The organism is Halomonas sp. I5-271120 (assembly GCF_030553075.1).
GTDB lineage: Bacteria > Pseudomonadota > Gammaproteobacteria > Pseudomonadales > Halomonadaceae > Onishia > Onishia taeanensis_A.
The window spans coordinates 3,218,757-3,238,634 of the sequence record NZ_CP130701.1 but is presented as its reverse complement, the minus strand read 5'-3'; the positions used below and the strand labels follow the sequence as shown (position 1 = coordinate 3,238,634).

The 19,878-nt window shown below is 60.8% G+C and carries 11 protein-coding genes; 4 read left to right on the top strand and 7 right to left on the bottom strand.

Annotated elements, in window-relative coordinates; genetic code table 11:
- Positions 1 to 28 precede the first annotated feature (28 nt).
- Positions 29 to 1,933 (top strand): LapD/MoxY N-terminal periplasmic domain-containing protein, encoded by a 1,905-nt coding sequence (locus Q2K57_RS14525; RefSeq protein ID WP_304525512.1) that lies wholly within the window; start codon positions 29 to 31, stop codon positions 1,931 to 1,933.
- Positions 1,934 to 2,061: 128 nt separating this feature from the next.
- Here Q2K57_RS14525 and Q2K57_RS14520 read toward each other — a convergent pair whose 3' ends face one another.
- The 6 genes from Q2K57_RS14520 to Q2K57_RS14495 form a co-directional block, all read right to left on the bottom strand.
- The gene (locus Q2K57_RS14520) at positions 2,062 to 2,394 is read right to left on the bottom strand and encodes a tryptophan synthase subunit beta like protein (RefSeq protein ID WP_112055813.1); all 333 of its coding nucleotides are present in this window, start codon (positions 2,392 to 2,394) and stop codon (positions 2,062 to 2,064) included.
- 60 nt (positions 2,395 to 2,454) lie between these two features.
- Positions 2,455 to 8,892 carry a retention module-containing protein gene (locus tag Q2K57_RS14515; protein ID WP_304525511.1) on the bottom strand — a complete coding sequence of 2,146 codons (6,438 nt, stop codon included), beginning with the start codon at positions 8,890 to 8,892 and terminating at the stop codon, positions 2,455 to 2,457.
- A gap of 127 nt (positions 8,893 to 9,019) precedes the next feature.
- Entirely contained in the window at positions 9,020 to 9,640 is a 621-nt protein-coding gene (locus Q2K57_RS14510) for a response regulator transcription factor (RefSeq protein WP_304525510.1), read from the bottom strand.
- Between the two features lie 4 nt (positions 9,641 to 9,644).
- A complete protein-coding gene (locus Q2K57_RS14505) occupies positions 9,645 to 11,078 on the bottom strand; it encodes an HlyD family type I secretion periplasmic adaptor subunit (protein WP_304525509.1) in 1,434 nt (477 codons plus the stop codon).
- Positions 11,075 to 13,264, bottom strand: coding sequence for a type I secretion system permease/ATPase (locus tag Q2K57_RS14500; protein WP_369700272.1), 2,190 nt, complete (start codon positions 13,262 to 13,264; stop codon positions 11,075 to 11,077). Before Q2K57_RS14500 ends, Q2K57_RS14505 begins: the two co-directional genes overlap by 4 nt.
- A gap of 100 nt (positions 13,265 to 13,364) precedes the next feature.
- Positions 13,365 to 15,524 carry a TolC family outer membrane protein gene (locus tag Q2K57_RS14495; RefSeq protein WP_304525508.1) on the bottom strand — a complete coding sequence of 720 codons (2,160 nt, stop codon included), beginning with the start codon at positions 15,522 to 15,524 and terminating at the stop codon, positions 13,365 to 13,367.
- Positions 15,525 to 15,895: 371 nt separating this feature from the next.
- Between Q2K57_RS14495 and Q2K57_RS14490 the strand changes: the two genes are divergently transcribed.
- The 3 genes from Q2K57_RS14490 (at position 15,896) to Q2K57_RS14480 (ending at position 18,165) form a co-directional block, all read left to right on the top strand.
- Complete coding sequence (locus Q2K57_RS14490) at positions 15,896 to 16,177, top strand: hypothetical protein (RefSeq protein WP_112055808.1); 282 nt, start codon at positions 15,896 to 15,898, stop codon at positions 16,175 to 16,177.
- Between the two features lie 246 nt (positions 16,178 to 16,423).
- Positions 16,424 to 17,014: a hypothetical protein gene (locus tag Q2K57_RS14485; protein WP_304525507.1), complete on the top strand. Its 591-nt coding sequence runs from the start codon at positions 16,424 to 16,426 to the stop codon at positions 17,012 to 17,014.
- Positions 16,978 to 18,165, top strand: coding sequence for a GGDEF domain-containing protein (locus Q2K57_RS14480; RefSeq protein ID WP_304525506.1), 1,188 nt, complete (start codon positions 16,978 to 16,980; stop codon positions 18,163 to 18,165). The genes Q2K57_RS14485 and Q2K57_RS14480 overlap by 37 nt, the downstream gene beginning before the upstream one ends.
- A 373-nt stretch (positions 18,166 to 18,538) precedes the next feature.
- On the opposite strand, the gene Q2K57_RS14475 is transcribed toward Q2K57_RS14480, so the two are convergent.
- Positions 18,539 to 19,804 carry an O-antigen ligase gene (locus Q2K57_RS14475; RefSeq protein ID WP_304525505.1) on the bottom strand — a complete coding sequence of 422 codons (1,266 nt, stop codon included), beginning with the start codon at positions 19,802 to 19,804 and terminating at the stop codon, positions 18,539 to 18,541.
- Positions 19,805 to 19,878 lie beyond the last annotated feature (74 nt).

The window sequence follows — 19,878 nt, the reverse complement described above, 5'->3', positions numbered from 1 at the left end:
CCCATAGGCGGCACGGAGGGGCGACGGGATGTCTCTGATCACAAAGCTATGGCTCTCCATAGCAGCAGTATTAGTGCTGGCATTCGGCGGCAGCTTGATCGTAGGCCTATCGACCAGTCGGCACTATATCGAGCAGGAAGTGCGCATAAAAAACGAGGACAATGCCAATGCCCTCGCCTTATCCATGAGCCAACTCGATAAGGATCCCGTCACCATCGAACTCTTGCTGTCTGCCCAGTTCGATACCGGCCACTACCAGCTCATCGAGTTACGTGATCCCAACGGGGAACTGATCCTGCGCCGTGAAGCATCCCCTTTCATCGGCGACGTACCGGCCTGGTTCGTAGAGCTCGCGCACATCACAGTGCCCGCCGGCCACGCCGTCGTGCAGGACGGTTGGCGACAGTACGGCACGCTGACACTTCAAAGTCAGCATAGCTACGCTTACCGCTCTCTCTGGCGCAGTAGCCAGCAACTGGTTACCTGGTTCGCCTTCGCTGCTCTTATCAGCGTGCTGATAGCCTGGCTGCTTGTGCTGCACATCCGCCGCCCGCTGTCAGTAGTGATTGCCCAGGCCAACGATATCGGCAACCGGCGCTTCACAACCTCACCAGAACCCAAGACGCGAGAGCTTCGCGATCTTGTCATGGCCATGAACAGGCTGTCTGGCAGCGTACGTCAGATGCTGACCCGTGAAAGCGGTCAGCTCGAAGAATTAAGGCGCAAGCTACAGCAGGATGAAACCACCGGCATTGCCAACCGCGCTTACTTCATGACGCGCCTTGAATATGTGTTGGAAAACGACGAAGAGTTCCATCATGGCTGCTTAGCCATAGTACGCATCGCCGACCTTGAAGGCCTCAATGATGGAATGGGACGTCCCGAGACCGATCGCTTCCTCCATGACCTGGCCACCACACTCCATCAGTTTGCACTGGAATATCCGGGAAGCCAGGCGGGGCGACTCAATGGTAGTGATTTTGCGCTGCTGCTACCCAATGGCCTGTCACCTGATGATGTGGCAGATCAGCTCAAACGACGCCTGCATCCGATTGCCGATCGCCAACCTGTGATCCTCAACCTTCCCATCGGCATTGTAGGCTTTTCGCGCCACGAACCCCGTGACGTGCTGCTGAGTCAGCTTGACGGTGAACTCGCCAAGGCTGAGCTTCGTGGCGGCAGAACGGTTTGCGTGGCCGACCAGCAAGCGAGCCACCTGCTGTTTAGCACCCACGCTGAATGGCGCAGCGCCCTGGATGCTGCACTCGCTCATGGCGTTCAGTTGGCTCGTTACCCCGTCATGGATGCCGAAGGCAACTTGTTACACGAGGAATGCCCGTCACGACTATGGTTGGGAGGCGAGTGGCAACCAGCAGGCGTTTATCTTGGCTGGATCTCGCGGTTCGGGATGGATGACGCCCTGGATCTGGCCAGCATCACTAGTGCTCTCCATTGTCTTGAAAAGGAAGAGACCCCTCTGGCACTCAACCTCTCTTCAAGGGCCATTTCAAGTACCGGTTTCCGACAGCGGTTGAGCGAACTGCTGACGGCCTACCCTCGAGAGGCAAAGCGTTTATGGCTGGAGTTACCCGAATCGGTGGCCGTCCATCATATGGAGGACTTCAAGTCACTTTGCCGTGACCTGCGCCGTTTCGAATGCCGTATTGGTCTTGAGCACGTCGGACAGCAATTTACTCGCCTAGCCGATCTGCAGGACAGTGGTCTTAGCTACTTGAAGTTCGATACCTCACTTACTAAAGGGGTTGACCATCAACCGGCCCAACAGACCCTGCTTCGCGGCATGGCCACCCTCAGTCACTCGCTGGGCATCCTGGCTATCGCCGAGGGCGTATCAACGCCTGGCGAGCATCGAGTGCTCCTTGAGATCGGCATGGATGGTGTAACGGGAACAGCAATCAAGATCAAGGATTAATGCAATACGCAAAGCCGTACCGCGCAAAGTCACGATACAGGCAGTCACGAATAAGCCGGATTGGCCAATGGCAAATCCGGCTTATGAGGTTCAAGCAACAACGGGACCGCATTGAACTAAGTTGGGACCTAAATTGACTCTTCCTCGTCTTGCTCGCTTAACAGACTCACGCTGTTACGACGCTGACGTAGAGTCTGGCGAGTCATCAATTTTTCCCGCGCAGGCTCTGGTAGGTCGGTGAAGCTGATCAAGTTGCGTTCGATGAGCACATCGACCAGGTCCTCAATCACGCGAACCAGACCCAAATCCGACTGGGCGAGCCTGGCCCCGCTTTCATTGTCTTCTCGTCCCAGAAAGACATCCAGTTCGGGGTCGTCAACATCGATTCGCTCCCGACACTCGTCTGTCGCTACGCGGCTGACCTGCTCGATATCTCCCGCCTTATTGCGTTTGATGTACACACTGCCTCCTCGCGAGACGTTTCATCCCTGACACGGGCTTGCGATATCGCCACAGACCCATCATTGATCAATATTCAGGTTGCCATTATTAATCAGATCGTTGATAAATTCCTGTGACGATTGATCACCCATCGACACCCCCTCCAGGGTAATCGTCTGATTTTCCTGCCCCGAATTGTTGGCATAATCGCCAGCAAAACCTCCGCCAGTACTGACATGCAGGATGGTGTCGCCGCCACTGGCGCTGGGTGCGGCATGCAAATAGTCATCAATTGAGCCAGGTTGCTCGTCGACCAGCAGCTCGGCAAGATCGAGGGAATCCCCTTCGGCAAGCGAAAAGTCCTTCACAGTATCCTGGGCCGGGTTGCCGGGTTGCCCTTCGTCACCGAGTTGCCAAGCAAAGACATCAGCACCCTCCTGGCCATAGAGGATGTCATCTCCCTCACCGCCGATCAGCGTATCGTCTCCCGCCGACCCATTCAGTGTGTCATCCGAGGCTGTGCCCGCAATGCCGACACCGATTGGCTTGACCGCGAAGGCAGAATCATCACCACCATCCAGGGCAATATAGCTAAAAGGCATATCGTAGGAGACCGTCAGGAAGCCTTCACTATTAGGCTCACCGAGAGCGCTGCCCCCCCCAAGGCGATCGCCATTAGCGGCAAATACAGACCACTGAGCCTCGCCAACATTCCCCTGAACTTCGAAGGTCACACTGTTTACCGCTTGGCCCAGCTCAAGGACAAGTGCTTCGGTTGGATCAATTCTATCGCTGGTTTCTGAATGCGGATTGCCGTTTCGTTCCACCGAGTAAAAGCCATCGGCACTGACTATCGCTTCAGCATTGGAAGCCGAGGTCTCCTTCAAGCCATTGTTATTGGCATAGGTGCCGGTATTGTTACCATTACCTTGGCCGGAGACATAGCCGTGGTAACCGGCAATGATCGGTTCGGCTGACGGCGCGTCGAGACTCGGGCTTCCTGGCTCATAAGCAGATGCGACTGCCATCGCCGTATTCACGGCCAAGTCGCCGCCAGACGCCTCTGTCGCCGTCGCCTTAACAGTAAGCGTAAAGCCACCATTCACATTAGCGGGTGTTGTCATTGTAAGGTTGGTCGCAAAGTCTTGTTCTCCGGGCGCCACCGACAGCGTCCAGGTACCATCGCCGTTGTCTGTTCCTTGGCTAAGCGTCGCGCCCTCCGGCACCCCTTCGATCAACAGGCTCAGGCTCTCGGAGCCATCGCGATCCTGAAGCGCCGCCGAGATATCGATGGAATATTCATATCCTGTGACGACCTCATAGGTAGTGCCGGCCACCTCGCCGGTTGCCCCATTGATGGTGACCGTTTCGCTTTTCTCAGTGGTAGAGGCTCGGAACGACAGTTCCACTTCACCGTTTTCATCAAGTACCACGGCTATGTTGGTGATGACATTCCCTGACACGTCCTCGTTCAAAGGTGAACCATATTTGAATGTCTCGAGCACCTCATCACCTGACAGCACCTGCCAATAATCATCGGTAACTCCCCATCCCTGGTTCCAGGTACCCTGAATATCGACATCCAGTGTCAGGGATACCGTCTGTCCCGCATATTGCGGGCCGAAGCTCAGTGTCTGGGAGACACTTTCCTCGTAGTTACTGGAGTTGCCATCGATGTTGCCATCACCCTTATCGTCGCCGAGCTTAGCATCGAAGGTCAGAGACTTGCTCTCATACTGAAGCGTATCCTTGAGCTCCGAAGGGGCGCCGAGCTGGATGGCAACCTCAGGTGTATCGGCAATCGCCTCTACCACTACCGCGGCCTGATAAGTGCTCTGCGACCAGTCACCGGCGGCATCCTGGACGCGGAATCCAAAGGCACCATCTTCATCCGTATTCGTGTCGGGCACGAATACGAGATCGCCGGCCTCAATAGCGGAGATAGCAATGGTGTCACCCGCAGACACCTGCTCCCCCGATAGCTCCAGTACGCCATTTTCCGGAAGCGAAGTGATTTCGATGGCCGCCAAGGCATCGCCTTCAATATCGGTGTAATGCCCGAAATCATCGAGATCTAGCGTATAGGCTGTATCTTCCTGAACCGTAAATTGGGAATCCGATGACGCTGGGGCGTCGTTCACGCCGTTAACGGTCAGGGTCACCGTCGCGGTATCGGTGGCGGTGCCGTCACTGACGGTGTAGGTGAGCGTGCCGGTGGCACTCTCGCCCACGCCCAGGGCGTCGAAGTTGCCGGACGGGTTGAAGCTTACGCTGCCATCGGCGGCGATGGTGACGCTGGTGGTCACCTCAAAACCATCGGGCCCGGTGAAGGTGACCTGCTGGGGATCAGTGCTGGTGACCGTGAGGCTGTCGCCCTCGGGGTCGGTGTCATTGGCCAGCACGTTGGCCCCGCTCAGGGCGGTGTCTTCGTCGGTGGTGAAGACGTCGTCGGCGGCACCGGTGCCGTCGTTGCCGGCGGTCGGGGCGTCGTTCACGCCGTTGACGGTCAGGGTCACCGTCGCGGTATCGGTGGCGGTGCCGTCACTGACGGTGTAGGTGAGCGTGCCGGTGGCACTCTCGCCGACGCCCAGGGCGTCGAAGTTGCCGGACGGGTTGAAGCTTACGCTGCCATCGGCGGCGATGGTGACGCTGGTGGTCACCTCAAAACCATCGGGCCCGGTGAAGGTGACCTGCTGGGGATCGGTACTGGTGACCGTAAGGGTGTCGCCCTCGGGGTCGGTGTCATTGGCCAGCACGTTGGCCCCGCTCAGGGCGGTGTCTTCGTCGGTGGTGAAGACGTCGTCGGCGGCGCCGGTGCCGTCGTTGCCGGCGGTCGGGGCGTCGTTCACGCCGTTAACGGTCAGGGTCACCGTCGCGGTATCGGTGGCGGTGCCGTCACTGACGGTGTAGGTGAGCGTGCCGGTGGCACTCTCGCCCACGCCCAGGGCGTCGAAGTTGCCGGACGGGTTGAAGCTTACGCTGCCATCGGCGGCGATGGTGACGCTGGTGGTCACCTCAAAACCATCGGGCCCGGTGAAGGTTACCTGGCGGGTGCCGGCATCGCTGACCGTGAGGGTGTCGCCCTCGGGGTCGGTGTCGTTGGCCAGCACGTTGGCCCCGCTCAGGGCGGTGTCTTCGTCGGTGGTGAAGACGTCGTCGGCGGCACCGGTGCCGTCGTTGCCGGCGGTCGGGGCGTCGTTCAGGCCGTTGACGGTCAGGGTCACCGTCGCGATATCGGTGGCGGTGCCGTCACTGACGGTGTAGGTGAGCGTACCGGTGGCACTCTCGCCGACGCCCAGGGCGTCGAAGTCGCCTGCCGGGTCGAAGCTTACGCTGCCATCGGCGGCGATGGTGACCTCGGCGGTCACCTCAAAACCATCGGGCCCGGTGAAGGTGACCTGCTGGGGATCGGTACTGGTGACCGTAAGGGTGTCGCCCTCGGGGTCGGTGTCATTGGCCAGCACGTTGGCCCCGCTCAGGGCGGTGTCTTCGTCGGTGGTGAAGACGTCGTCGGCGGCGCCGGTGCCGTCGTTGCCGGCGGTCGGGGCGTCGTTCACGCCGTTAACGGTCAGGGTCACCGTCGCGGTATCGGTGGCGGTGCCGTCACTGACGGTGTAGGTGAGCGTACCGGTGGCACTCTCGCCCACGCCCAGGGCGTCGAAGTTGCCGGACGGGTTGAAGCTTACGCTGCCATCGGCGGCGATGGTGACGCTGGTGGTCACCTCAAAACCATCGGGCCCGGTGAAGGTCACCTGCTGGGGATCAGTGCTGGTGACCGTGAGGCTGTCGCCCTCGGGGTCGGTGTCATTGGCCAGCACGTTGGCCCCGCTCAGGGCGGTGTCTTCGTCGGTGGTGAAGACGTCGTCGGCGGCACCGGTGCCGTCATTGCCGGCGGTCGGGGCGTCGTTCACGCCGTTAACGGTCAGGGTCACCGTCGCGGTATCGGTGGCGGTGCCGTCACTGACGGTGTAGGTAAGCGTGCCGGTGGCACTCTCGCCGACGCCCAAGGCGTCGAACCGGCCTGCCGGGTCGAAGGTCACAGTGCCGTTGTCAGCCACGATCACGTCCACGGTGGCGGTGAAGCCATCGGGCCCGGTGAAGGTTACCTGGCGGGTGCCGGCATCGCTGACCGTGAGGGTGTCGCCCTCGGGATCGGTGTCGTTGGCCAGCACGTTGGCACCGCTCAGCGCGGTGTCTTCGTCGGTGGTGAAGACGTCATCGGCGGCGCCAGTGCCACCATCGGTGTTGCCGGTCGGGGCGTCGTTCACGCCGTTGACGGTCAGGGTCACCGTCGCGGTATCGGTGGCAGTGCCGTCACTGACGGTATAGGTGAGCCTGCCGGTGGCGGCTTCGCCTACGCCCAGGGCATCGAAGTCGCCGGCCGGGTTGAAGCTCACGTTGCCATCGGCATCGATGGTGACGCTGGTGGTCACCTCAAAACCATCGGGCCCGGTGAAGGTGACCTGCTGGGGATCAGTGCTGGTAACCGTGAGGCTGTCGCCCTCGGGGTCGGTGTCATTGGCCAGCACGTTGGCACCGCTCAGCGCGGTGTCTTCGTCGGTGGTGAAGACGTCATCGGCGGCGCCAGTGCCACCATCGGTGTTGCCGGTCGGGGCGTCGTTCACGCCGTTGACGGTCAGGGTCACCGTCGCGGTATCGGTGGCAGTGCCGTCACTGACGGTATAGGTGAGCCTGCCGGTGGCGGCTTCGCCTACGCCCAGGGCATCGAAGTCGCCGGCCGGGTTGAAGCTCACGTTGCCATCGGCATCGATGGTGACGCTGGTGGTCACCTCAAAACCATCGGGCCCGGTGAAGGTGACCTGCTGGGGATCAGTGCTGGTAACCGTGAGGCTGTCGCCCTCGGGGTCGGTGTCATTGGCCAGCACGTTGGCACCGCTCAGCGCGGTGTCTTCGTCGGTGGTGAAGACGTCATCGGCGGCGCCAGTGCCACCATCGGTGTTGCCGGTCGGGGCGTCGTTCACGCCGTTGACGGTCAGGGTCACCGTCGCGGTATCGGTGGCAGTGCCGTCACTGACGGTATAGGTGAGCCTGCCGGTGGCGGCTTCGCCTACGCCCAGGGCATCGAAGTCGCCGGCCGGGTTGAAGCTCACGTTGCCATCGGCATCGATGGTGACGCTGGTGGTCACCTCAAAACCATCGGGCCCGGTGAAGGTCACCTGACGGGTGCCGGCATCGCTGACCGAGAGGCTGTCGCCCTCGGGATCGGTGTCGTTGGCCAGCACGTTGGCGCCGCTCAGCGCGGTGTCTTCGTCGGTGGTGAAGACGTCATCGGCGGCGCCGGTGCCACCATCGGTGTTGCCGGTCGGGGCGTCGTTCACGCCGTTGACGGTCAGGGTCACGCTGGCGGTATCGGTGGCGGTGCCATCACTGACGGTGTACTCGAGCGTGCCGATGGCGGCTTCACCGACGCCCAGGGCATCGAAGTCGCCGGAGGGGTCGAAGGTCACGGTGCCGTCGGTGGCTACGCTCACCGCCACGGTGGTCTCGGTGCCATCCGTGGCGGTGAAGGTTACCTGGCGACTGCCGGCATCGCTGACCGAGAGGCTGTCGCCCTCGGGATCGGTGTCGTTGGCCAGCACGTTAGCACCGCTCAGCGCGGTGTCTTCGTCGGTGGTGAAGACGTCGTCGCTGGCACCGGTGCCGCCGTCGGTGTTGCCGGTCGGGCCATCATTCACGCCGTTGACGGTCAGGGTCACGCTGGCGGTGTCGGTGGCGCTGCCATCACTGACGGTGTAGGTCAGTTCACCGGTGGCGCTCTCACCCACGCCCAGAGCGTCGAAGTCGCCGGCCGGGTTGAAGCTCACGTTGCCATCGGCATCGAGGGTGACGCTGGTGGTCACCTCAAAACCATCGGGCCCGGTGAAGGTCACCTGACGGGTGCCGGCATCGCTGACCGAGAGGCTATCGCCCTCGGGATCGGTGTCATTGGCCAGCACGTTGGCGCCGCTCAGCGCGGTGTCTTCGTCGGTGGTGAAGGCGTCATTGCTTGCCTCAGGAGCAACATTGACGACCGAGGTATCAAGAAATGCCGGCGATCCCCGCAGCTCACTGTCGACATTATTTCCGCGGGCGGTATCGAAAGCGAATGCCAGAGGATCAACACTTTCCACAATGCGCGCCAGCTGGATGAAGCTATGGCCGCCGCCTTCAGCGCCATCTCCACCACCGGCGGCGGTTGCCTCCAGGTCATCAAGCAGATCACCTTCTCCATCCAGCGCCGCCAGTAAAGCGTCGATGCCATCATCTTGAGCACTAGCCTCATCCGGCTCAACAGGCTCGTCTGCATCCAACTCGCCGCTCATCGCCACTTGCTGGCCACCACCAATCGCAACCGGCGGCAGGCCATCCTCGAAATCCAGCTGCACCGCGCCACTATCGGAGGTCACCAAGGTCTCGCCATCCAGAAGCTGGTCACCCTGCTGCAGCTCACGAAGATTACCTTCGGCGTCCCGCGCCCAAGCCTGACCAGAAATAGAGACAACGGTTGCGATGGACATGAGGAACACTCCCAACTGGGGCAGCGCCTCCGACATCAGGGTCGAAGGCAGAAATATGGCTTATGCCAGTCAGGCTACGGCGTGAACGACGCAAGGGATACTGTACCGATAGTACAGTAGGCGAAGACTAGTGCTGGGGAGTGGAGAGTGCCTGGCGAGAGAGCATGAGAACCAACTGCATCCGGTCACGAACTTCGAGCTTGCGAAAGACGGCACCCAAGTGCGCCTTTACAGTCCGGGGGGTGATCTCGAGTTGCTTGGCCACCTCCTTGTTGCTATGGCCTTCGGCCACAGCCATAGCAACCGCACGCTCACGCTCGGTTAACCGCTCCAACCGCTCGGCCTGAACACCATCACGCCCCCCAAGGGCCCGGAAGCTGGACCCGACGACCTGAGACAACAGCTCGCTACCCATCCAGATACCCTGATGCTCGGTCACCAAGTCTACCTGCTTGAGCAACTCCGCGGGCGATAACAGGTGGGCATATCCTCGCGCCCCGGCCGCCAGGGCGCGGAGCGCCTCGCTGCTTTGCGGTTGCAGCGTCAGCACGCAGACCACGGCACCACCCGCGGCGAGCCGTGCCACCGCTTCCTCCCAGTCCGGCAGCTGGCTCGGCACCCATACATGGCATGGCCCCTCCCGGTCATCATGCACAGCGGACTCATCACCGGCGCGCCCCTCGGGAAAAGCCTCGCGCCAGCGCATCGGCACCTGATCAGACGATAAAAGGATCCAGTGTTTCATCATCGACTCAGCGCTCCGTCAAGGCGTTCTGCTGGGCGCGCAGCAGGGGTTTGAGCAGGTATTCCATGACCGTGCGCTTTCCGGTGAGAATATCCACTTCAGCGGTCATGCCAGGAATGATGTCGAGGCCCGTATTAAGCGCATCGGTCTGTGTCTTGACCCGCACCAGATAGAAGGTATTACCTTCTTCATCGGTAATGGTGTCAGCGCTGATATGCTCGAGCTCGGCCGGCACACCGCCATAGACCGCGAAATCGTAGGCCGTGAGCTTGATGGTGGCCGGCTGGCCTGGCCGCAGAAAGGCAATATCCTGCGGGGCGATACGCGCCTCGACCAGCAACTGATCGTCGCTTGGCACGATCTCGACCACGTCCTGGCCAGGCTGCGCGACACCGCCGATCGTCGTGATGGTCATGCGCTGCACGATGCCATCGACCGGCGAGCGAATCTCCGCCAGCCGCACGCGATCCTCGAGCCCGGTGCTGGACTCATCGAGCGTAGAAAGCTCGGAAAGCGTTTCGGATAGCTGATTGCGCCATTCGCTACGTTTTTCCGCCTGCGCCTCCCGAAGCTGGGCCCGCGCTTCTTCTGTGGCGGACTCGAGTCGCGCCACCTGAGACTGGGCCTGGTTTCGATCACCCCTGACGCGAGAAACTTCCCGCTCCAGACGCAGCACCTCTACCTCTGACACGGCACCGGAGTTAAGCAACGGGCGCGTCAGCGTCAGCTCCCGTGAAGCCAGACTGAGCTCACGATTCGCCGTGGCAAGCCGCGACTGGGCTTCGGCGAATTCAGCCTGGCGCTGACTGAGCCGTTCCTGCAGCACGCCCTGCTGCTCGGCAAGCGCCGACAGGCCGCTGGCGTAGAGCGCTGACTCCTGGGCAACGAGCTCGGGAGCCTCGGCACGCAATGCCTCGGGTGGATCGAAATCGTTGCCCGTTGCCAGTGCACGTAGCCGCGCGGCCCGAGCCTGCAAAGCCTGCGCTCGAGCGCGATTTTCACGAAACGTCGAAATGAAACGGGTCGGGTCGATGCGCATCAATAGCTGGCCGGCCTCGACCTTCTCGCCTTCCTCAACCAAAATCGCATTGACCACCCCGCCGTCGAACGACTGCACGCGCTGTAGTTGGGAGGAAGGAATCACACGCCCAGTGCCGCGGCTGACCTCGTCGAGTTCTGCAAAATAGGCCCATACCATCAGACTCACTATCGCCAGCACCATGCCGTAAAGCAGCGCCCGAGCACGCAGGGGCTCTTGCTGAATGCGCGCCCAATCGGCATCCGTAGCCCAGTCTCGGTCCAAGTGAGCAGCAGACACACGCTTGGCGAAGAGGCGATCAATCAACGGGCGCAGCACCTTACCCCCCTGGGCCGATACATGACCGATGGCCTCGAAGCCTTTCTGCTCTGCATGACGGGCGGATTCATCCTTCCGGCTCATCGTGCTGCCCTCCCGATCTTGCCATTGCGCAGCGCCTCGACGACCTGATCCCGCGGCCCGTCGGCCACTATCTTGCCGCCATCGACCACGGCCACCCGGCCCACCAGGGACAGCAACGAGGTGCGGTGCGTCACCACGATGACCGTCTTGGCCTTGGCAAGCGCCGACAGACGCTTCTTGAAGGCTTCTTCGCTTGCATGGTCCATGGCGCTGCTCGGCTCATCGAGCAGAAGAATCTGGGGGTCGTGCACCAGCGCACGGGCAATTGCCACCGCCTGACGCTGCCCACCGGAAAGCCGCTCACCCCGTTCGCCAACCGGCATATCCAGCCCTTCCGGGTGACTGTTGACGAACTCCTTGAGCCCCGCGACGTCGATGGCCCAATGCAAGGTCTCATCACTCACGCCGTCACTTCCGCCACCGGCGATCACGTTGTCGCGCAGAGAACCAAAGAACAGGCTGACATCCTGAGGCACATAGCCAATGTGCCGACGCAATTCCAGAGGATCGAACTGGCGAATATCCACGCCATCGATTGTCACCGCACCCGCAGTGGGCCGGTAGAGTCCGAGCAGTAGCTTATTCAAGGTCGACTTGCCCGACCCGACCCGGCCCAGCAAGGCCAGCTTTTCCCCCGCCGCTAACTTGAGCGATACCTCACGCAACGACTCACGCTGCTCGTTCGGGTAACGCAACGACACCCGCGAGAATTCGATATCGCCACGGATCAGCGGACGCGATACCCATTGCTGATGGTCAGCACGTTCGGTTGGCTGGGCCATGACCTCATTCAATGACGCAAGAGATGTCGATGCCTGGTGATATTGCGCCAGCAGCCCCGCCGACTGACTGATCGGCGCCATGGCCCGGGACGACAGCAGATACGCAGCGATCAGGCCACCCTGGGTGAGATCTCCCGCGATGATCAGGTAGACGCCGACCACGATCACCGCCACCGCCACCGTATGTTGCGTCCACATTGCCACGCTGGTCACCGAGGAAGCAGTCAACCGAAGCTGAGCCGAAGTGCGTGATAGAAAGGCCGTAGACCTTTCCCAGATAGCCTGGATACGCCCCTCAGCACGCAGTGCTTTCACGGTTTCCAGGTTGCCAAGCGACTCGATCAGGGTGGCATTGCGTTGCGCACTGGCACGCCAGGTCGTTGCCGAGAGCTCATGCAACCGACGCTGAGCGGCCAAACCATAAAGCAGCACGAAAACGATGCCGACCAGGATCGGGATGACCAAGGGCACACCGATCAAGGCGATGATGGTGACGAACAGCAGCACAAACGGCAGATCCACCAGCCCTACCACCGTCGCGGAACCGATGAAAGCACGCACGGATTCGAAGGACTGCAGCGTCGAGGCGAAAGAGCCCGTAGAGGCGGGTTTCCCCTCCATCCGCATACCTAGAACCTTCGACATGATCGACGAGGAGAGCTTGACGTCGGCGCGACTGGCAGCGAGATCCACGAAGGCATTGCGCATCAGACGCAGGGCCAGATCAAAACACAGCACCACGAAGATCCCGATCGCCAACACCCAGAGTGTCTCGGCAGCGTGGTTCGGAACCACGCGATCATAGACGTTCATCACAAACAGCGGCATGGCAATGGCGAAGAGGTTGATCATCGCCGAACCAATCAGAACATCACGATAGACGCGACGATTCTCACGAATCACATCCCAGAACCAGTGGCCGTGTCGGGTAGCGCCGCGCTGCGGGCTCTGAGCATCAAACCGAAAGGCCGGGCGAGCATAGAGGGCGCGGCCACTGTAGCGAGCCTGCAGCTCATCCAGCGACACATCGACCGCCGACTCGCCAAGTTCAGGAAAAATCACCTTGGCTTGACGCTCAGTGACGTTCAACGACAGCAGCACACAAGCACGCATTGGCTCGAGGAGCAGCACTACCGGGAACAGTGACGGGTTCAGCTGGACCAGCCGACATCGCGTATGGCGCGTCGATAGGCCGGCGCGCTTGGCGGCGCGCGCGAACACCGAGGGCGTGAGGCGCCCCTCTTCCAGCGGCAGACCCGCCGTCAGCGTTTCTGGATTGGTTTCCCGGTCATGAGCCCGAGCCACCACCTGCAGGCATGCCAGCAGGTCGTCCTGGGGAGGCGGCGCGTCTTGAGCAGGAAGCTCGCGGGAGGCGTCCTTGGCCTTTTTGGCATCACTGGTCAATGGAACCTCGACGATTCAAACAATAAGAAAACGCGAGCCAAACTCTCGCCAGATGGGCATGGCGTGCTGGCTCGAGATGTCGCCTCACGGCCGGGTGCATTCAGCTTGGCTGTTCCGGTTGCACGACAAAGGCCCCGGTGTAACCCAATGCTTGCAGACGAGCCTGAAGCGAAGGGAGCTCCTTCAAGGCCACCGGGCCTACCTGAACGCGATGCAGGTCGCCGTCACTGAGTACCCGCAGCTCACTGGCAAGACGCACCGTCAGCTCCTCCTTGAGGGCCCGTGCCCGATCCGCAGCGCTCAGTGCCGCCACTTGGAGATAAGTGGATTGGGCATCAGCCTCCGGCATGGTAGAGGCCGCTCCAAGGGAGTCGCCGTAGGCAGCGGAAAGTGACCCCGGGCGCATCGTCGAGGCATCGAAGCCGAAGTCCAACGTCTCAAATGTGATCTCGACACGGCGGTTCGCGCGCCGCCCCTCGGCCGTATCATTCGTCGCCACCGGCTGGCGAGAACCGAAGCCGCGCGCCACCAGCAGCTCTCTATCTACACCGCGGGTCGCCAGGTAACCGGCCACCTGATCGGCTCTCGCTTGCGACAGCGGCTCATTGATGGCGTCGCTGCCGGAACTGTCGGCATGGCCAGCAATGACGACGCGGGCCAGATCGTTGCGGGCCTTGAGCTCCGCTGCCAGGCCCGCAAGTTCTTCCCTCGCCTGGGCAGACAGCTCGGCGCTTCCAGGCGCGAACAGCGCATCCGCCGAGAGCACGATATCCGGCGAAGCGGCCTTGGGAATATCGAGGCCGGCCGTCAGGTCATCAAGCGTAAGGCTTGCCGGCCCTTGTGCCGGGCAGATCGTCTCGGCGTCGACCATGAAGCCCTCGCTGCCGATTTCACCAAGAGATGGCAACCCCTCACGGCGCACCTCGAGCTGAGTGAGCAGCGCCCCCATGGCGGCCAGGGTCTCCGCTTCGGCAATGCGCTGATCATAGAGGGCATTGGCATAGGCACGGCTGGCATCGAAGTACTCGTTTTCGCTATCCAGGACGTCCAGCAGAGTCCGCTGGCCAATATCGAACTGCTGCTGATAGGCGCCACGCACCCGGTCGATATGCTGCCGGTGCTGGTTCAGATAGCGCTGTTGCTCTTCGAGCCGCCGGGCAGACTGATAGGCGATCGACGTGGTCTGGCGAAGGCCAACGCACTCCTGTTCGCGCAGGCTGATGCTGCGTTCGACCTCGTCGCTGATCTGACGGAAGCGCGCCTGATCGCTGCCGCCTCGGTACAGATTCATGCTGGCCACCAGCTCAGCAGAACTGCCATCGAGACGGGCCACGCCCGACCGTTCGTTGTCACGCCCCGTCCGCGCGCGAAACTCGAGCCGCGGCTGGAAGGCCGAGCGCGTTCCGGCCAGCTCATTACGCGTCGCCTCGATATTCTTGATGGCGGCATGAAAACCTGGGTTGCCCTGGTAAGCCATGTTCAGAGCATTCTGCAATGAGGCTGGCAACGCCTGACCCAACGCTGGAGGCGGTGCCAACGTAGACGAAGGGATTTCTCCCACCAGCCGCTGGAAACGGGCACTGACGTCGTGCAGGTTAGCCGCCTCGGTCATCAGGTTAGATTCTGCCAGTGACAGACGACCGCTGATCTGTTCCAGATCGACCCGCCGGCCTGAGCCTGACGTCACGCGCTCCTCGATTTGGCGATAGACACGTAGGTGCTTGGCATAGTTATCCTGTGCCAGCGACACCAGCTCACGATAGCGGCGCACGTCCTCGTAGGCACGGAAGACGTCAAACGCCACCCCCTCACTAACATCAAGCAGCTCAAAAAAGCGTACCTGCTTGGCCTGGTCGAGGCGCGCCACGTCATTCTGTGTCGAGAAGCCGTCATACAGCATCTGTGTCAGGGTCAGTTCGACGAAATCGGTGCTATAGCTTCCTTCACCGTCACCGGACACCGCTTCGCGACCAATGCCCGCACTGGCATCCACACTGGGGAAATAGCCCCCACGCGCCACGTCGACTTCATTTCGTGAAGCCTGGAAGGCATGCCAGGCAACCTGCACCTCAGGATTGCCATTAACAGCCTGACGGACGGCCTCAGTGAGGGTCATACTGCCCGCTGGAGCTTCTTGAGCCAGAATGGGGGCGGCCTGCACTATCGATGCGGCCAGCAGTGAGCCAGCAAGCCAGCGCGAGGCGGAGCGGTGAGAGCGCGACAACGGCCAGAGGAAAACTGGGGCGGAGAGGTTTGTCATGGAATATCGTCCGTTCATCGGCCTGGGCGCTCCTGGTCAGGGCTCGCCACCGGCTGCAAGTGACAGTGCCAACTTCTATTAGACTCTAATGGAGAGCCTGCCACAATTTTTGCTGAGCAACCGCCAAACTCACGCAGTATAAGGCTCAGCAATGATGAGGAGATATTACCCAATTATTCATGCCATGCGATGTCACAATAAAGTGAAGGTAAACACCGTTACTGGTGGACAACCTGCATGGCAGTCCACCCTCCGGCGCGGCCGGGCTCACCGACACCACAGCCGATATGCTATGGTCTCGCCATCACCGTGGCAGCCGCCTTGCCCGGTACGTTTTGATATCAAGATTTTGCCATTGAGAGGAGCCGCCCATGTCCGCATCCGAAATCCAGAAAACACGCGTGATCAACGAGCTACGCGGATTCATCAAGAAACTGCTGCAGGATCCACAGATCCTCGAGCAATCCCTGGTGGTCGCGCGCCAGCACCTGGCGGAAGGGTCGGATGCCAAGATCATGGCCCGCATCGCCAACGACATCTCCGACACCACCAGCGTGCATATCCCCGAAGATCCCAGCGAACACTCGGAGGCCGACAAGCTCTACCTGGAGCTGCTCAAGGAAGTCGTCGGCGAAGAGCAGGCCATGTACTGAATGGCCATCAGTGATGCTGACGCGAGTCACACATTGATATGGCTCATGAAAGCGTCAGCGCGGTCTTTTTCCTGTTCACACATGCATGTCCCTCGTCTAAAGTTACCCTTGGTAACAAAGCGGCGATGCCTGCTCGGCCCGCCCCACATTTAAGGGCCCCACATAGATGGTCACCGCTTCCTATAAAAACATAAGCCATCGGCATCAGCTGGTTAGACGCACGGCGGCGGCAACGCAGGGAAAATCATGATGATGTTCAGCGAGCTCCTGTCCTGGATCGTTCCAATGGCCACACCAGAAGCGACGCCTCAAGAGACAGGCGGATGCTCTACCCGCAAGGCGCGCTGGGGGGCGGGCCTGCTGACGGGACTGCTGCTCAGCACCTGTTTGCAGGCCGCCGAGCTAACCCCAAGCGTGCTCGCTCCTTCCCAGGACACCACGCCGATCCTCACCCTTCAGGCCGCCGATCACCGAGAGCAGCTGTCGCTTTCCGACATCGAGCGCCTGCCCTTGCATGAGGCAACACTGCAGCACCCGGAGGGGCCGGCGGGCGTCTACAGTGGCGTACTGCTGGAAGACTTGCTCGCCGCCTATGCGCTGGGCGATGCCGCACGGCTACGCCTGATTGCCGTCGACAACTACTCCATCTTCCTCAAACAAGCGCAGCGGAAGGAAAAGGACTACCTGCTCGTCACCCGCTTCGACGGCGCACCGATCCCTCAGAGCCAGCGCGGGCCCTTGATGCTGGTGGTGCCAGCCGATGAAGACGCCGTACTCGAGGGGCAGGAGCCCTTCGACAAGTGGATCTGGTCGCTGGCGACGATCAACGCGAGCTGAACGCCATGGCGACCATCAAGGCCCGGCACGCCCTGGGGTTCTCGCATCGACGACTGCTGGTCTGGGTGGGCTTCCTCGTGTTGGTGGGGTTGGCGGTGATTGCCATCACGTTCTATGCCAGCTATGCCCAAAAACAGCTGGATGCCGACTACATCGCCTTTTCCAGCGAAATCGTGCGGGCACAGCACGATGGTGAGGCGCTGCGCCAATCAAGCCTCAACTTGCTGGACCACCCTCATCCCCTGCACCAACAGCAATTGCTCCAGGCTCTCTGGATTATCAATAGCCGCCAGATGACCATCGAACAGTACCTGCAGCGTAGCCAACTGACGACGCAAGATACCCGGCACATCATCGCGGAGTTTGCTCACCTGGATACCCTGCTTCAGCAGGCAACCGCCATCGCACAGGATGTGCTTGAGCACCCCCATCAGCTCAACGCTCTGCACGACCTGACGGAAGATATCGACAACAGTCTGGCCTACATCTATAGCGAGTTGCATACGTTGATGATGCGGGGCGCCACCGAGCAGCAGCACATCATGTCGGTGATGACACAGATCATCATCGCCCTGGGCGCCCTGGTGCTGGTGGTCATCCTGGGCCTTCTTGTGGCCATCGAGAAAATTCTTGGCCAACAAAGTGCGCTCGAGCAGCTCTCGGTCACGGATGAACTGACCGGCCTGGAGAATCGCCGCGCCGCCATGGCCAAGGCCAGGCACACTTTAGCGCTTGGGAGGCGCAGTGGCGCCTCGATCAGCCTGGCCATCATCGATATTGATCACTTCAAGCGCATCAATGATCAGTACGGTCATCCCTTCGGCGACAAGGTGCTGCAACAGCTGGCCAGAACGCTGAAACAACTGGTGCGGGAGTCCGATGTAGCCGCACGTATCGGTGGCGAGGAATTCTGCCTGCTGATGCCGGACACCAATAGTCAAGGCGCTTACGAGCTCTGCGAGAGGCTTCACCAGGGGATCGACAACATGGTGGTCCTGCACAACGAAGACATCATTCGCCTCACCGTCAGCCTCGGCCTGACTACCACCCACGGCCAGGAAGACTATGACTTCGATGTACTCTACGCCCGTGCCGACGAAGCGCTGTATCGCGCCAAGGCCGGTGGGCGAGATCGGGTAGTGGCGTATTGAGCCTCAATTCACACACTTGGGCTTATAGAATAACCACCGCAGTTGCGCCGCAGGTCACACAGAAACCGGCACAGCGATTTATTTCACTGAACCATATATCCCATGGCAACTCGGTTCCAAAAAGAGTGGCAACGGCGTTTTGGAGCAATAACTTTCTAAGCACATAGGCTTTTAATCTTAAGTCCAGAAGAAGTATCGAATAAATCGCAAGCCCACTGAATACACGGCTGCGTATAACACCGAAATAGAGAAACCGCTGAAGATGTACATCGAAGGACTTAGAAAAATCCGCCGACGGCTCGAGCACATTTCAATAGCGCTGCTATTTGGAGCTCGAGACCAATGGGCCTATCTCTGAATCCGGAATTAGTCTTCACCAGAACAACCAATTATCTGGCTCAACCATCTGCATACACTCCAGCCGCCCTTGAGCCCAGAAACGCGGGTAGAGGTAAATGCGCCCCTGTTCCTGAAAGCAGACCCGCGTGGAATCAACGGAGAGCCAGTAGAGTTCCAGCCCTGCATAGAGCAGATACGCCAGCATCAGCATCAGCGCCGCCCAGAGCAGGGTGGCTCCAAGAGGTACCGGGAACGCAGGCGCAGAGGGTGGCAGCTCTTCAGCGGAGCGATAGCCAAACACAAGGCCAACCACCAGCACCATCACCAGTGCACTAAGCGGGATAATATGCGAACCGGCGAACTGGGCATTGACCATCACGCCCACGAAGGCCATCACAAGACAAGCGAACACGGGCTTATCCTGATCGGGCATGGCCCGCGCCCGGCGAATGATCACTCGGCAGCCGAAGAGCAGCAGCGCCATCAACAGCAGCGCCAGCGTCAGGCCCCACTCCGCCGCGGTGTTCAGGAAGAAGTTATGGGCGTGGGCGCCGCGCAGATTGCCATCGCCGGCAAAGCCCATGGGACCAATGCCCACGGGAAAGTGCTCGAAGGCATAGCGCAACGCGTCAGCCCATAGCGCAAGGCGCCCACTGCTGGAGGTGATATCGCGCACGAAGACATCTTCAGCTCCAGCGCCGCCGATGGGATTTAGGATCCACCAGCCCACTAGCCCCAGAACACCGGAAACGCCTAGCAGCGTCGCCGGCCAACGCGCGGCACGCCCGAATAGCCAGAGCGCGCAGAGTGCACCCACGACGAGTCCCAGCAGCGCCGCCCGGCTTTCGGAGACCCACAACAGCCACCACCAGACCGTCAGCGGAGCCAAGCACAGCGACGCTGCTACCCGTGATGGCCTCGGGCGCGCCAAAACATAGAGTAGCGCTAGCGGCATCACACCCACTGCCACATCGGCGAAGAAACGCACGTTGTCGAAGCCTGGCCCGAAGTCATGGCGATTGGCAAAGTCCCACACCAGAGAGATATGGTCGATGGCCAGGAAGGCATAGATCAGCATCAAGAGCGCCAATAGCCCGCCCAGCAGTGCCCACCCCAGCCGCGGCCAATGCCTGGCCGATATCGTGACGATTACGGCCACTATCCCCAGCAACATCAAATAGGCCAAATCCAGAAGCGCGAGCCCACTATAGGGGGCTCGCCATAGAGCAAACACAATCAGCAGACCGCTACTCAGCAGCACGGCACGGTGCCAACGAGTGGCGGTTTGCTCGACTATCACCGAATAGAAGGCTTGCCGATGTAGGAAGCCCGCAAGGCCCACAGCCAGCGCAAGGCTTAACCATTGGACCCAAC